16 protein-coding genes are annotated in these 13515 nt (G+C 65.8%); 10 read left to right on the top strand and 6 right to left on the bottom strand.

Features of this window, described 5'->3' with window-relative positions; all coding sequences use genetic code 11:
- The first annotated feature begins 280 nt into the window (after positions 1 to 280).
- On the top strand, positions 281 to 955 hold the full coding sequence (locus ACVIGA_RS29370) for an HAD family hydrolase (RefSeq protein WP_456668757.1): 675 nt from the start codon (positions 281 to 283) through the stop codon (positions 953 to 955).
- A gap of 51 nt (positions 956 to 1006) precedes the next feature.
- On the opposite strand, the gene ACVIGA_RS29365 is transcribed toward ACVIGA_RS29370, so the two are convergent.
- Both ACVIGA_RS29365 and ACVIGA_RS29360 read right to left on the bottom strand, forming a co-directional pair.
- Positions 1007 to 1585 carry a macro domain-containing protein gene (locus ACVIGA_RS29365; protein ID WP_456668756.1) on the bottom strand — a complete coding sequence of 193 codons (579 nt, stop codon included), beginning with the start codon at positions 1583 to 1585 and terminating at the stop codon, positions 1007 to 1009.
- Between the two features lie 116 nt (positions 1586 to 1701).
- Entirely contained in the window at positions 1702 to 2298 is a 597-nt protein-coding gene (locus ACVIGA_RS29360; protein ID WP_456668755.1) for a TetR/AcrR family transcriptional regulator, read from the bottom strand.
- Between the two features lie 88 nt (positions 2299 to 2386).
- Here ACVIGA_RS29360 and ACVIGA_RS29355 point away from each other — a divergent pair, with 88 nt between their 5' ends.
- Positions 2387 to 3178 (top strand): crotonase/enoyl-CoA hydratase family protein, encoded by a 792-nt coding sequence (locus ACVIGA_RS29355; protein ID WP_456668754.1) that lies wholly within the window; start codon positions 2387 to 2389, stop codon positions 3176 to 3178.
- Positions 3179 to 3332: 154 nt separating this feature from the next.
- Here ACVIGA_RS29355 and ACVIGA_RS29350 read toward each other — a convergent pair whose 3' ends face one another.
- On the bottom strand, positions 3333 to 4040 hold the full coding sequence (locus tag ACVIGA_RS29350; RefSeq protein WP_456668753.1) for a glutathione S-transferase N-terminal domain-containing protein: 708 nt from the start codon (positions 4038 to 4040) through the stop codon (positions 3333 to 3335).
- A 220-nt stretch (positions 4041 to 4260) separates the two neighbouring features.
- Between ACVIGA_RS29350 and ACVIGA_RS29345 the strand changes: the two genes are divergently transcribed.
- Both ACVIGA_RS29345 and ACVIGA_RS29340 read left to right on the top strand, forming a co-directional pair.
- Positions 4261 to 5376, top strand: a complete 1116-nt coding sequence (locus ACVIGA_RS29345; RefSeq protein WP_456668752.1) for an MBL fold metallo-hydrolase — start codon at positions 4261 to 4263, stop codon at positions 5374 to 5376.
- Entirely contained in the window at positions 5373 to 6008 is a 636-nt protein-coding gene (locus ACVIGA_RS29340) for an SCO family protein (RefSeq protein ID WP_456668751.1), read from the top strand. Before ACVIGA_RS29345 ends, ACVIGA_RS29340 begins: the two co-directional genes overlap by 4 nt.
- Before the next feature lie 155 nt (positions 6009 to 6163).
- On the opposite strand, the gene ACVIGA_RS29335 is transcribed toward ACVIGA_RS29340, so the two are convergent.
- Complete coding sequence (locus ACVIGA_RS29335) at positions 6164 to 6397, bottom strand: hypothetical protein (RefSeq protein ID WP_456668750.1); 234 nt, start codon at positions 6395 to 6397, stop codon at positions 6164 to 6166.
- Positions 6398 to 6512: 115 nt separating this feature from the next.
- Between ACVIGA_RS29335 and ACVIGA_RS29330 the strand changes: the two genes are divergently transcribed.
- From ACVIGA_RS29330 to ACVIGA_RS29305, 6 genes are all read left to right on the top strand, one after another.
- Complete coding sequence (locus tag ACVIGA_RS29330; RefSeq protein ID WP_456668749.1) at positions 6513 to 7415, top strand: LysR substrate-binding domain-containing protein; 903 nt, start codon at positions 6513 to 6515, stop codon at positions 7413 to 7415.
- Complete coding sequence (locus ACVIGA_RS29325) at positions 7408 to 8628, top strand: NAD(P)-binding domain-containing protein (RefSeq protein WP_456668748.1); 1221 nt, start codon at positions 7408 to 7410, stop codon at positions 8626 to 8628. The genes ACVIGA_RS29330 and ACVIGA_RS29325 overlap by 8 nt, the downstream gene beginning before the upstream one ends.
- A gap of 153 nt (positions 8629 to 8781) precedes the next feature.
- On the top strand, positions 8782 to 9006 hold the full coding sequence (locus ACVIGA_RS29320; RefSeq protein WP_456668747.1) for a hypothetical protein: 225 nt from the start codon (positions 8782 to 8784) through the stop codon (positions 9004 to 9006).
- Entirely contained in the window at positions 9003 to 9209 is a 207-nt protein-coding gene (locus ACVIGA_RS29315; RefSeq protein ID WP_456668746.1) for a hypothetical protein, read from the top strand. Before ACVIGA_RS29320 ends, ACVIGA_RS29315 begins: the two co-directional genes overlap by 4 nt.
- 112 nt (positions 9210 to 9321) lie before the next feature.
- On the top strand, positions 9322 to 12234 hold the full coding sequence (uvrB, locus tag ACVIGA_RS29310) for an excinuclease ABC subunit UvrB (RefSeq protein WP_456668745.1): 2913 nt from the start codon (positions 9322 to 9324) through the stop codon (positions 12232 to 12234).
- A 3-nt stretch (positions 12235 to 12237) separates the two neighbouring features.
- Entirely contained in the window at positions 12238 to 12654 is a 417-nt protein-coding gene (locus ACVIGA_RS29305) for a pyridoxamine 5'-phosphate oxidase family protein (protein WP_456668744.1), read from the top strand.
- Positions 12655 to 12680: 26 nt separating this feature from the next.
- Here ACVIGA_RS29305 and ACVIGA_RS29300 read toward each other — a convergent pair whose 3' ends face one another.
- Both ACVIGA_RS29300 and ACVIGA_RS29295 read right to left on the bottom strand, forming a co-directional pair.
- Positions 12681 to 12875 carry a hypothetical protein gene (locus tag ACVIGA_RS29300; RefSeq protein WP_456668743.1) on the bottom strand — a complete coding sequence of 65 codons (195 nt, stop codon included), beginning with the start codon at positions 12873 to 12875 and terminating at the stop codon, positions 12681 to 12683.
- Between the two features lie 108 nt (positions 12876 to 12983).
- Positions 12984 to 13484, bottom strand: a complete 501-nt coding sequence (locus tag ACVIGA_RS29295; protein ID WP_456668742.1) for a GNAT family N-acetyltransferase — start codon at positions 13482 to 13484, stop codon at positions 12984 to 12986.
- Between the last annotated feature and the right edge of the window lie 31 nt (positions 13485 to 13515).

The raw sequence follows: 13515 nt of genomic DNA, 5'->3' as shown, positions 1-13515 counted from the left end.
GTTGCCCGGCATCATAGCGCGGCCCGGGATGAACCCGAGATTAATTCGCGCATTAAATCGCGGTTAGAATGGACCTCTCTTCACACGATCGTTCCGAACAAGCCTCACCGCGCCGGCTTGCCTGCACGGCCTGCGGCAGCGAATTTTCCTGCTCGCTCACGGGATCGTGCTGGTGTTCCGACGAAAGCTTCCGTCTGCCGATGCCGGCCGATGGCGGCGACTGCCTCTGCCCCACCTGCCTGCGGAGACTGGCGGAACAGCAAGCCGCGGCGAGCGCCACGTGAACGCACCCTGGACCGTTGACGCCGTCCTGCTCGACATGGACGGCACGCTGCTCGACACCGAGAAAGTCTACTTCGACAGCCTGGTCACGGCGCTGAATGCATGTGGCTACACCGACGGCGTCGTCGCGCTGTGCCATTCCATGGTCGGCCTCCCCGGCCCGGTCTGCGAAGCGATGCTGCGCGATCACTACGGCGCGGCGTTTCCGCTCGAGGAGGTCAATCGCGCCTTCATCGTCACCCGCGATCGCATGTTTGACGCCGGCCTGCCGCTCAAGCCCGGCACACTCGCGCTGCTCGACGGCCTCGCCGCCGGCGACTGCCGGACCGCGATCGTGACCTCGTCATCCCGCCGCACGGCCGAGCGTCATCTCACGCTCGCCGGCATCCGCGATCGCTTCGAGACGCTGCTGACGCTCGACGACGTGACCCACGGCAAGCCGGACCCGGAGCTCTATCTGAAGGCGGCCGCGCGGCTCGACGTGACGCCGGCGGCCTGCATCGCCGTGGAAGACTCCAACCACGGCGTCACGGCCGCCCACGCCGCCGGCGCCATCACGCTGATGGTGCCGGACATGGCGCCGCCGACCGATGAGACCCGCGCGAAATGCGCGGCCGTTCTGCCTGACCTCAACGCCGTGCTGACGCTGCTGCAAGAGCGCGGCGCGCTCTAGCCGTCATTGATCGCTCTTGACCCATAGCCGGCATCAACCTTCGTTGCTGGATCAATTGCCGAGAAGGTACCAGTGCCCGGCCGGGCTCACGGTCTGATTGAGGATACAAACTTCAAAGGCGGCGGCCATTTGCCTAGCTGCGAGCTCGGCCGGCATTCGTCCGATGGCTGTACATAGTCCGGGACAAAGGACAGTACGGATGGACCCAGGTTGCTCGCTATTGTGCTGCTTGATCGCGCGCATTGCTGCCCGGAACGCCAAGTAAGCATTGATCGTATTTGCCACGTTCGTCGGAACGCGCATCGTCGGTGCGCTGACTAGATACGGGATTGTTTCGTCGAAAGTCTCGATGATGGTGGCTTGCCCCACAGGCAACTCGCCATCGTAGTCGGCCTTGATGTGTGTCTGAAGTCTCGTCTGCAATTCCCAGCCGAACCGATGCAGATAGACCAGATCGATGCCACCGTCCATGTAACCGAAGCTGTTCGCCGGGCTGACGATGGCATCTGCCGAACTGTCGAATATCTCACCTTGAGATATTCGAACATTGGGAATGCCAACGAAATACTTCTGCCACGCCTCAACCATTTCAGCGCTAATGTCGCGCAGTTCGAACTTGATTGCGTTCATCAATCTTCAGCCTTACCAACGTAACCGTTCAACTCCGCAACCTTCAGTAATATCATTGCCTCCCCACCTTGCGGAAGGTGCTCGTGGCCGCATGGCGACATGAAGCGGACGCGGCCCTAGCCCCGCTTACGCCTCCGCTTCGGCAACGCCGTCTCGATCAGCGTGCGCGCGGCCTCGCCGGCGGTCTCCATGTAGCTCGCGTCGCGATGCAGCAGCACGACCGCGAACGAGCCGTCCAGCAGCAGCAGGATCTGCCGCGCCAATTTCAGCGGATCGGCGATGCCCTGCTCTGCGAAGGTCGCGCGCAGCCAGTCCTCGAACTTCTTCTTGTGCGCGCCGCCGATCCGGATCGCGGGGTGGCCGGGCATGTTGGCAAGCTCGGCGGAGGTGCGCAGGAAACCGCAGCCCTTCCATTTCGGATGCCGCGCCGAGCGCGCGAGGTTCTTGAAGATCGCCTCGACTTTCACCGGCAGCCCGCCCTCGGCCTCCGCGAACCATTTGCGGAACAGAGCGAGATTGGGCTGGTCGCGCGCGGCAAGATAGGCGGCGACGAGGTCGTCCTTGCTCTTGAAGTGATAATACAGCGTGCGCTTGGTGAGGCCGGCCTTGGCGGCGACCTCGTCGACGCTGACGCGGCGGATGCCTTCACTGTAGAACAGCGAATTCGCCGCCTGGACGATGCGCTCGCGGGTGGGTTCGGAGGGTCTGGGCATCCGTCGTATGTATACTCACCAGTGAATATACACAAATTCCGCCAGCCTCTAGGTTCGGCCCACGAACCCCCATGCCGGAGACTGCGCCATGCCCGACCCCATCCTGCTCGCCATCGACGACGGGATCGCCCTGATCACCCTGAACCGTCCCGCGCAGCTCAACGCGCTCAATTACCAGCTGATCGATCAGCTGATGGCGGCGCTCGACCGCATCGAGGGCGACGCCGAAGTGCGCGCCGTGATCCTGACCGGCGCCGGCGAGCGGGCGTTTTCGGCGGGCGCCGACATCAAGGAGTTTTCCGAGAGCGTCAAACAGGGCGCCGCGGTCGCCGTGCGCGACTTCGTCCGCCGCGGTCAGGCCATGACCGCGCGGCTGGAGGCGTTCAAGAAGCCGGTCATTGCCGCAGTCAACGGGCTCGCCTTCGGCGGCGGCTGCGAGATCACCGAGGCGGTGCATCTCGCCATCGCCAGCGACCGTGCGCTGTTTGCAAAGCCCGAGATCAAGCTCGGCATGCCTCCGACCTTTGGCGGCACGCAGCGGCTGCCCCGGCTGGCTGGCCGCAAGCGCGCCCTCGAGCTGCTGCTATCAGGCGATCCGTTCCCGCCCGAGCATGCGCGCGAGATCGGCCTCGTCAACCGGATCGTGCCGCACGATCAGTTGCTGACCGCCGCGCGCGAACTCGCCGGCCGCATCACCAGGCATTCGCCCGACGCCGTCGCCGGCACCATCACCGCAGCGACCCGCGGCCTCAACATGCCAATTGCCGAGGGTCTGCTGGTCGAGAGCGAGCAATTCGCCGCGCTGGTGCCGAGCCACGATCTCGCCGAGGGGCTCGCGGCGTGGAAGGAGCGGCGGCCGGCGAAGTATCTCGGGGCGTGAAAACCCGCTAGCGCTACATTCGTCATTGCGAGCCACCCGGTCGGCGCGAAGCGCCGCCGGATGACAGGCTCCGCGAAGCAATCCATCGACCCGCATGCGCGGAAAGATGGATTGCTTCGTCGCTTCGCTCCTCGCAATGACGGAGGAGCTCGCCCTACCGCACCACCGCCGCGGTCTGTCCGAACAGCAGCTTGCGCTCTTCCTCGGTGCGGATCGCGGGCTGGCCGAAATTCGGGTTGACCTCCTTCGCCTTGGCATAGGCGCGCTCGGTCGCCGGGCGTTTTCCGATCGTCTCCAGCCAGCGCTTCAGATGCGGGAAATCGTCGATCTCCTGGCCCTGGTTCTTGTAGGGCACGACCCAGGGATAGCTCGCCATGTCGGCGATCGAATAGTCGCCGGCGATGAATTCGCGGTCGGCGAGCCGCTTGTTGAGCACGCCGTAGAGCCGGTTGGTCTCGTTGACGTAGCGGTCGATCGCGTAAGGCAATTTCTCGACCGCATAGTTGCGGAAGTGATGGTTCTGCCCGGCCATCGGCCCGAGCCCGCCCATCTGCCAGAACGTCCACTGGATGGCGTCATAGCGGCCATAGAGATCCTGGGGCAGGAATCTTCCGGTCTTCTCGGCGAGATAGAGCAGGATGGCGCCGGATTCGAACAGAGAGATCGGCTTGCCACCGCCCTTCGGCGCATGATCGACGATCGCCGGGATGCGGTTGTTCGGCGCGACCTGCAGGAAATCCGGCTTGAACTGATCGCCCTTGCCGATATTCACCGGGAAAACCTTGTATTCCAGTCCGGTCTCTTCGAGGAACATCGTGATCTTGTGGCCGTTCGGCGTGGACCAATAGTGGAGATCGATCATGGGCGTGATCCTGCATTTCCAGGGATTGCTGACGCATCGGCGAGAAAGATGCGAATGCATGGAGTTGGGCGCATAACCGCACCCAAGTCAATGGCGGCGCATTGCGCCGCGCGCGAATGTGATCTGCAAACGACGCAAGCGCCCGATTGAGCTGCGCCCCGATAGCACCTAGGCTCCGCATGGTTCGCATTGAAGAATTTTCAGAACTTGGGGGATAATAATGACACGGGATTTGGCACGACGTGATTTCCTGAAAGGCTCGGCGGCGATCGCCGGCGCCGCCGCCGCGGGCGCATTCTCCTGCGTCGAGATCGCGAGCGCCGCGCCGATCGAGGTGCCAACCGTCGACAAGCTGTCGATCCGCGTGCTGGTCGATTCCAGCTTCGACGCCTTCTTCAAGCCGAAACAGGCTAACGGCGTCTCGATCGCGCCGGCAGTGCGCGGCGCCGATTTCCGCAAATCGCTGCACAATGAATGGGGCCTGTCGCTGTGGCTGGAATCGGAGGCCGCGGGCAGCCGGCGCAGCCTGATGCTCGACTACGGCTACACGCCCGAGGTGCTGCTCAACAACATGGAGCTGGTCGGCGTCGATCCCGCCAAGCTCGACGCGCTGATCGTGAGCCATGGGCACTACGACCATTTCGGCGGCCTCAACGGCTTCCTCGACAAATTCCGCGACAGACTGCCGGCCGACGTGAAGCTCTATGCCGGCGGCGAGGACAATTTCTGCCACCGCGTCAGCGCGACGCCCACCAAAGGCCAGTTCGCCGATTTCGGCACGCTGGATCGCCGCCAGCTCGCCGCCCAGCGCGTCACCACGGTGCTGTGCGAGACCCCGACCGTGATCGCCGGCCACGCGTTCACGACCGGCAAGATCACCCGCCGCAGCATCGAGCGCGTGCTGCCGCAGACCTGGGTCGAGTTCGGCATGAAGGACGGGCTCGGTTGCAACGCCAGTCACTATCTGCCGGCCGAGATGGAGGGCAAGATCGTGCCCGACGAGCACATCCACGAGCACGCCACCTGCTTCAATTTGAAGGATTTCGGCCTGGTCGTGATCTCGTCCTGTGGCCATGTCGGCATCGTCAATTCGGTCAAGCAGGCGCAGGAAGTCTCCGGCATCCAGAAGATGCACGCGATCGTCGGCGGCTTCCATCTCGGACCGGCGCCGAAGGACTACCTCACCGAGGTCGTCGCCGAGATCAAGAAGCTCGACCCCGACGTGCTGATCCCGATGCATTGCTCCGGGCTCAACTTCGTGCAGGAGGCGACCGCGCAGATGGGCGACAAGGTGCTGGTCACGACAACCGGCAGCCGCCTCTCCTTCGGCATATGACCCGACTGATCCTGCGCGGATTCGCATGCGCCGGCGCCGGCCTGTGGCTGACGCTGGCGTCCGCGCTGGCCGACGATGCGCCACAGCAATCGACGCGTTCGGCCGCCGAGATCATGGACATCCTGATGTGGAACAGGGAACCGGTCGGCGGGCCGTTCGCGCTGACCGATCAGGCCGGCCGTGACCGCACCGACAGGGAGTTCCGCGGCGAGCTGATGCTGGTCTATTTCGGCTTCACTTATTGCCCCGACGTCTGCCCCACCGATCTGCAGGCGATCGCGCTCGCGCTCGACAAGCTCGGCGCTGACGGCGATCAGGTGCAGCCGATCTTCATCACGGTCGATCCCGAGCGCGACACCGCCGCGCATCTCGCGGAGTACGTGCCGCTGTTTCACCCGCGGCTGATCGGGCTGACCGGCAGCGATGATGCGATCCGCAAGGTAGCGGATGCCTACAAGGTCTACTATGCCCGCGTGCCGCTGAAGGATGCCGGCGACTACACCGTCGATCACACCGCCTACATCTATCTGATGGACCGCGACGGCAATTACCTCGGCTTCTTCCCGCCGGGCACCTCGGCCGACCGCATGGTCGAGATCATCCGACCGCGGCTCGCCGAGCCGGCGCGCTAGTGCCGCAACGGGACTGCGCGCCCTCTCCCGCTTGCGGGGGAGGGTCGGGGTGGGGGCTCTCTCCGCGAGTCGGAATCTTGATGTGGAAGCACCCCACCCGCCGCGCTACGCGCGTCGGCCTCCCCCGCAAGCGGGAGAGGCAAAGAAAGACGGCATCAATGCAGCCGCCCATGCGCGCGCAAAAATGTCTCGCCGGTTTCCGTCACCATCACCCGCATGCCCTCGACCGAGGGACGGCGCGCGACATAGCCGCGGTCGACCGCGTCTTCCCAGATCGTCAGCCGCGGGCACGAGGTGCGCCACACCTCGAGCACCTCGGTATAGGGCCGCGGCTCGCGCGCAACCCATTCCACGAGGTCGAGCACCAGGGCGTCCGTGGTCTCAGTCATTTGGTCCTCGCCGGGGTCAGCAGGGATTCAAAATCGTCTCCGGTATTTCTGCGCCGCTTGGCCTATTCCGGCAAACTGAGTTATCTTGCCCTTGCATCAGTTTTCCTGAGGGTTCATGCGGCGGCTGCTCTTTCTCAACGGCATCAAGGCATTCGAGGCGGCGGCGCGAACCGGCAGCTTCGCAGCCGCCGGCCACGAGCTCAACGTCTCGGCCGCCGCGATCAGCCGGATGGTGCATCTCCTGGAAGAGCGGCTCGGCGTCGCGCTGTTCGAGCGCAAGGCCAACCGCCTCGTCACCACGCAGGCCGGACGTGCCTATCAAGGCGGCCTGACGCCGATCTTCGACGCGCTGGCGAGCCTCACCGCGCAGGTCACGGCGTCCGCGAGCGCGCGCGTGCTGACCGTCGGCGTCGGCCCGACGTTTGCGCTGAAATGGATGATCCCGCACCTCGCCGAGTTCCGCAAAGCTGAGCCCGACATCGAGGTGCGGATCACCACCGGCGGCATGGCGGTGCCGTTCGCCGACGACTGGAGCTGCGGCATCCAGCTCGGCGACGGCCAGTGGCCGGGCCTCGTCGCCGAGCCGCTGTTCGCCGCCGACCTGATGCCGGTGTGCACCGCGCGGCTCGCCAACGCCCTGAAGCGCCCGGCCGACCTCAAGGGACCGAGCCTGATCCGCGTCGCGCATTCGCCCGACGACTGGCCGTCCTGGCTGAAGGCGGCCGGCGTGCCGCGCCTGACGGCGCGCGGGCCGGAATTCCAGTTCTACGGCCAGGCGCTGCAGGCGGCGAGCGACGGGCTCGGGATCGCGATGGGGATCCGGCCCTATATCGACGACGATCTCGCCGCCGGCCGGCTGGTCGCGCCATTTGCGCTCAGCGTGCCGAAGGGCATGCGCTGGTACCTGGTCTATCGCGGCTTCCACGCCGAGCAGCGCGATTTCGCCGCGTTCCGGCGCTGGATCATCCGCGCCGCTGCGGAGCCCGCCGCGCGCCGCAAGAGAGCGCGCAATGCCTGACGAGACCATCGACACACTCGTCATCGGCGGCGGCCAGGCCGGGCTCACCATGAGCCATAGGCTGAAGCAGCGCGGCATCGCCCATCTGGTGCTGGAGCGGCGGCGGATCGCCGAGCGCTGGCGCAGCGAACGCTGGGACGGCCTGATGTTCCAGTTTCCGAACTGGTCGGTGCGGCTGCCGGAGTTTGCGTTTCCGCACAGCGATCCCGACGGCTTCTCGGACACCGCATCCATCATCACCTTCATCGAGGCCTACGCCGACTTCGTCGCACCGCCGATCCGCTGCGGTGTCGAAGTGACGAAGCTGCGCCGCGACGCCGGCGGCTTCCTTGCCGAGATCGCCGGCGGCACCATCGCCGCCCGCAACGTCGTCATCGCCACCGGCCCGTATCAGCGGCCGCTGCAGCCCGACGTGCTGCGCGAGCAGCCCGGCCTGTTTCAGGTCCATGCCAGCGACTACAAGAATCCCGCGCAATTGCCTGACGGCGCGGTGCTGGTGATCGGCGCCGGCGCCTCGGGCGCGCAGATCACCGACGAGCTGGTGCGCGCCGGCCGCCATGTCTTGCTCTCGGTCGGACGTCACAACCGCCTGCCGCGCCGCTATCGCGGCCGCGACCTGATCTGGTGGCTGGCCGCGATGGGCGTCGACGAGACGCCGGTCGAGCAGCGCGGCCCGTCGCGCCTGTTGCCGGTGATTTCGGGCGCCCATGGCGGCCACACCATCGATTTCCGCCGCTTCGCCGCCGATGGCGTGACGCTGCTCGGCCGCGTGACGGCGGCGCGCGATGGCGTGCTCGAGATCGCGCCCGATCTCGACACCAATATCGCCAATGGCGACGCCTATTACGCGACATTCCTCGGGATCGTCGACGACTTCGTCGCGGCCCGCGGCCTCGATCATCCCGACGATCCCTTGGCGCGGATCCGCCTGCCCGATCCGCCCTGCCTCACTGCGCCGCTTGATACCATCGACCTGCGCACCGAACGGATCAGCAGCGTGATCTGGGCCACCGGCTACGGCCTCGATCTGAACTGGATCGACATACCGGTGCTGGACGGCAATGGAGCACCACGACACCGCCACGGCGTCTCCGACGTGCCGGGCCTGTATTTTCTCGGCCTGCAATGGCTGTCGAAGATGAAATCCTCGTTCCTGTCAGGCGTCGGCGACGACGCGGCCGTGCTCGCCGATCACATCGCCGCCCGCGCCTAGCGGGTTGGTGCGGTTCACCTCAAGAAACCGTGTCAAAACAAAAAGCTGGAACTCCTCTGCTCCACGGAAATAAACCGCGCGACTTGTGATCTGGTTCACATAGGGCGCCTTTGCGCCCGTGCTTCCTATGAGAAGGGACATCCCGAGGTCGCGATGATTTACAGCGGTTTTGAGATCAAGTCGTTCGAGATGGGGAAGGGGCAATGGCACGCCAGGATTCAACGGGTCGATCAAAGGCCGGTCGTCATCGACGGCATGCCGTTTCCGATGCTCGACATCGGCTTTGCGTGGTCCGATCCGGATGCGGCGATCGACGACGCGAAGCGGACTATCGACCGGTTCCCACAACGGTATGGCATGACAATTCCGTCGGCGTGACCGGCAACGTCGTGATCGCAGTCGTCCCGCAATGCGAGCCGGATCCGGTCTGGCCGGCGCAGGTCAGGACCAGCTGCCCGGAATGCGCCGCCCAACTCTCGCTGCTGCGCGTGATTCCCGGCCGTGCCGCCGAATACTGGACCATGCGCTGCGACGGCTGCGGCGGCATCCATCTCGACATCGTCGACCTGCCGCGGGCCTGAAATCCGCGAAAGCGCCGCCTGCTGACACCCTGCTGTCAGCAGCATCGCCTGCGCACCGATCCAGCCGCCGATTGCCCTTTTCTCGCCGCCGGACTCGTCCCATATTCCGGCCATGGCGAAGACACCGAACACTCCGAAAAAGCCCGGCAAATCCCCCAAATCCAAGGCACACCGGCCCGAAGTCCAACCGATCGGACCGGCGTTGGCCGAGCTGCTCAATCCCGCGATCAATCGCGGCGATGCCGGCATGGGTTCGGGCACCGGCTTGCAGCCGCCGCCGGACAATTCCTGGGACCGCCGCGCCGGCGGCGAGGCCGCCGCGCATCGCGCGCGGGCGTCGACGCGGGAGACCAGCGAGGACGTCGCTAGGCGCGACGCGTCCGGTCTCGAGGAAGCCCCGCAGGCCAATTACGGCACCTCGGCCACCATCCCGACGCTCGATCCGGAACTGGCGCGGCAGCTCGGCCTGCCGACCGCCGAGGACGATGACGAAGCACTGGCCCGTCCGCCGCGCAGCAAGATGGAGGCGCTCGGCGTCAAGGCGACCGCCGACGCGCTGGAGAACCTGATCCGCGACGGCCGCCCGGAATTCCGCAGGGATGACGGCTCGATGCGGGTGTGGACTCCGCACCGGCCACCGCGCCCCGAAAAATCCGAAGGCGGCGTGCGGTTCGAGATCAAGTCGTCCTACGAGCCCAGGGGTGACCAGCCGACCGCGATCGCCGAGCTGGTCGAGGGCATCGCGCGCAACGACCGCACCCAGGTGCTGCTCGGCGTCACCGGCTCGGGCAAGACCTACACCATGGCCAAGGTGATCGAGGCGACGCAGCGCCCGGCGCTGATCCTGGCGCCGAACAAGACGCTGGCCGCGCAGCTCTATGGCGAATTCAAGAGCTTCTTCCCCGACAACGCCGTCGAGTATTTCGTCAGCTATTACGACTACTACCAGCCGGAGGCCTACGTCCCGCGGACCGACACCTACATCGAGAAGGATTCCTCGATCAACGAGCAGATCGACCGCATGCGCCACTCGGCGACGCGCGCGCTGCTGGAGCGCGACGACGTCATCATCGTCGCTTCGGTGTCGTGTATCTACGGTATCGGCTCGGTCGAGACCTACACCGCGATGACCTTCGCGCTGAAGAAGGGCGAGCGGATCGACCAGCGGCAATTGATCGCCGACCTGGTCGCGCTGCAATACAAGCGCACCCAGGCCGACTTCACCCGCGGCACCTTCCGGGTCCGTGGCGACGTCATCGACATCTTCCCGGCGCACTATGAAGACCGCGCCTGGCGCGTGAACCTGTTCGGCGACACCATCGAGACCATCGAGGAGTTCGATCCGCTCACCGGCCACAAGCAGGACGAGCTCGAATTCATCAAGATGTACGCCAATTCGCACTATGTGACGCCGCGCCCGACCTTGGTGCAGGCGATCAAGTCGATCAAATCAGAATTGAAGATGCGGCTCGACCAGCTCAACGACCAGGGCCGCCTGCTGGAAGCGCAGCGGCTCGAGCAGCGCACCACCTTCGATCTCGAGATGATGGAAGCGACCGGCAGCTGCGCCGGCATCGAGAACTATTCGCGCTACCTCACCGGCCGCCGCCCCGGCGAGCCGCCGCCGACGCTGTTCGAATACGTGCCCGACAACGCGCTTGTCTTTGCCGACGAAAGCCACGTCACCGTGCCGCAGATCGGCGGCATGTTCCGCGGCGACTTCCGCCGCAAGGCGACGCTCGCCGAATACGGCTTCCGCCTGCCCTCCTGCATGGACAACCGCCCGCTCCGCTTCGAGGAATGGGACATGATGCGGCCGCAGTCGGTCGCGGTGTCGGCGACGCCGAGCGGCTGGGAGCTGAACGAGTCCGGCGGCGTGTTCGTCGAGCAGGTGATCCGACCGACCGGCCTGATCGATCCGCCCGTCAATATTCGCCCCGCCCGCACCCAGGTCGACGACCTCGTCGGCGAGGTCCGCGCCACTGCGCAGGCCGGCTACCGGTCGCTGATCACGGTGCTGACCAAGCGCATGGCGGAGGACCTCACCGAATATCTGCATGAGCAGGGCATCCGCGTCCGCTACATGCACTCCGACATCGACACCATCGAGCGCATCGAGATCATCAGGGATCTCCGCCTCGGCGCGTTCGACGCGCTGGTCGGCATCAACCTGCTGCGCGAGGGCCTCGATATTCCCGAATGCGCGCTGGTCGCGATCCTCGACGCCGACAAGGAAGGTTTTCTGCGCAGCGAGACCTCGCTGATCCAGACCATCGGCCGTGCCGCGCGCAACGTCGACGGCAAGGTGATCCTCTATGCCGATCAGATGACCGGCTCCATGGAGCGCGCCATCGCCGAGACCAACCGCCGCCGCGAGAAGCAGGTCGAATACAACGAGGCCCACGGCATCACGCCGGAGAGCGTGAAGAAGTCGATCGGCGACATCCTCAACTCGGTTTACGAGCGGGATCACGTGCTGGTCGAGATCGGCGACGGCGGCATGGCCGACGACGTGATCTCGATCGGGCACAATTTCGAGGCCGTGCTGAGCGACCTCGAAACACGGATGCGCGAGGCCGCCGCCGATTTGAACTTCGAGGAAGCCGCGCGGCTGCGCGACGAGGTCAAGCGGCTGCGCGCCACCGAGATGGCCGTGGTCGACGATCCCACCGCCAAGCAGCGCAACGTGCAGAAGCAGGCCGGCGCCTATGCCGGCACAAGGAAATACGGCGACGCCGCCAACCTGCCGGTCGCCGCGCTGAAGAACAAGACCGCACAGACCTCGCTCAAGGCGAGCCGCGGCGGCAAGTCCGGCTCGCGCGTGCACAAGCCCGACCTCGACGAGATGCATGGCCCGGAATCGCTGCCCTTCCGCCCGGACGGCGCGCTGCCGGCCAAACCGTTCGGCACCACCAGCCGCATCATCCAGCCGACCGACTCACGGCAGTCGGGGCCGGAGTTCGGGCCGAGCCCGCGGTCCAGCGGAGGAGCGCCGGGCAAGCGCGGCGGGTGGAAGAAGAGGTAGACCATGACGCGCGCCGAGCTTCTCGCCTTCCTGCGGATGCATCGGCTCGCTGTTGTCAGCACCGTCCACGACGGCGCGCCGCAGGCCGCCGTCATCGGCATCGCGGTCAGTGATGGGCTTGAGATCATCTTCGACACGCTGACCACCTCGCGCAAGTACCAGAACCTCCGCGCCGATCCCCGCGCCGCGCTGGTGGTCGGATGGGACGCCGAGCAGACCGCGCAGCTCGAGGGCGTCGCCGACTTTCCAACCGGCGCGGAGCTCGCCGCCTGCAAGCAGGTCTACTTCGCGGCATGGCCCGACGGCCCGGAGCGCGAGGCATGGCCGAACATCGGCTATGTCCGCGTGCGGCCGACCTGGGTGCGGTTCAGCGATTTTGGCGAGGCGCCGGCGCGGGTTGAGGAGATGCAGCTTGGTTGATCAGCCTATCGCATGGCCGGCGAGCGCTATGGCTGGACGAAGAACACCACATAGAGCGCGAGGCCGATTGCCAGAAACGACGCCGCAACGGCAAACCAGTTGTACTTGATGCCGCGCGCGAAAATTGCGTTCTTCGCAAACCACAGGACAAGACCGATAAAGATCGCTACGAAGATCTTGCCCCAGAACAACTTCAGAAGGTGTAGATCCGCGAATGACATCCTCGCCCCGGACGATGGCTTTCGCTGAAGCCGCAGGCTACTGCCGATGCAGGTTGTTATCACGACAGGGGTTGTCATGGAAACGGAGGCCACCGCAACGGCGCCAGATCACGCGACGTCGAATGCCGGATGGTACCTCACGTCCCCCTTCGGCGGCTCGCTCCTCAGCACCAACCGCTGCAAATACGGGCTCGCCTCGCCGCCATAGGTCAGCGCGGGATCGTTGACGAAGCCGAAGCGGCGGTAATAGGCGGGATCGCCGAGCAGGACGCAGCCGTCGACGTTCAGGGCCGAAAGCCGGGCAAGCCCCTCGCGGATCAGCGCGCCGCCGATGCCCTGGCGTTGCAGGCCGGGCGCGACCGAGACCGGGCCGAGGCCGTACCAGCGGCCGGTCGCGCCGTCGATCTGAACCGGCGAGAAGGCGACGTGGCCGATGATGTGACCGTCGTCCGATATCGCCACCAGCGAGACGGTCAGCGCGCCGGCCTGGCGCAGCGCCTCGACGATGCGGGCTTCGGTGCCGCTGCTGTGCGGCGCTGTCGCGAATGCGGCCGCCGTGATGCGGCTGACCGCGGCGGCGTCTTCATCGCGTTCGTCTCTGATCTGCATGCGCGCAGATAAGGCCGATCGGCGGCGACGC

Source organism: Bradyrhizobium sp. USDA 3240 (assembly GCF_054063295.1).
This window is presented reverse-complemented; position numbering and strand designations above follow the sequence as displayed.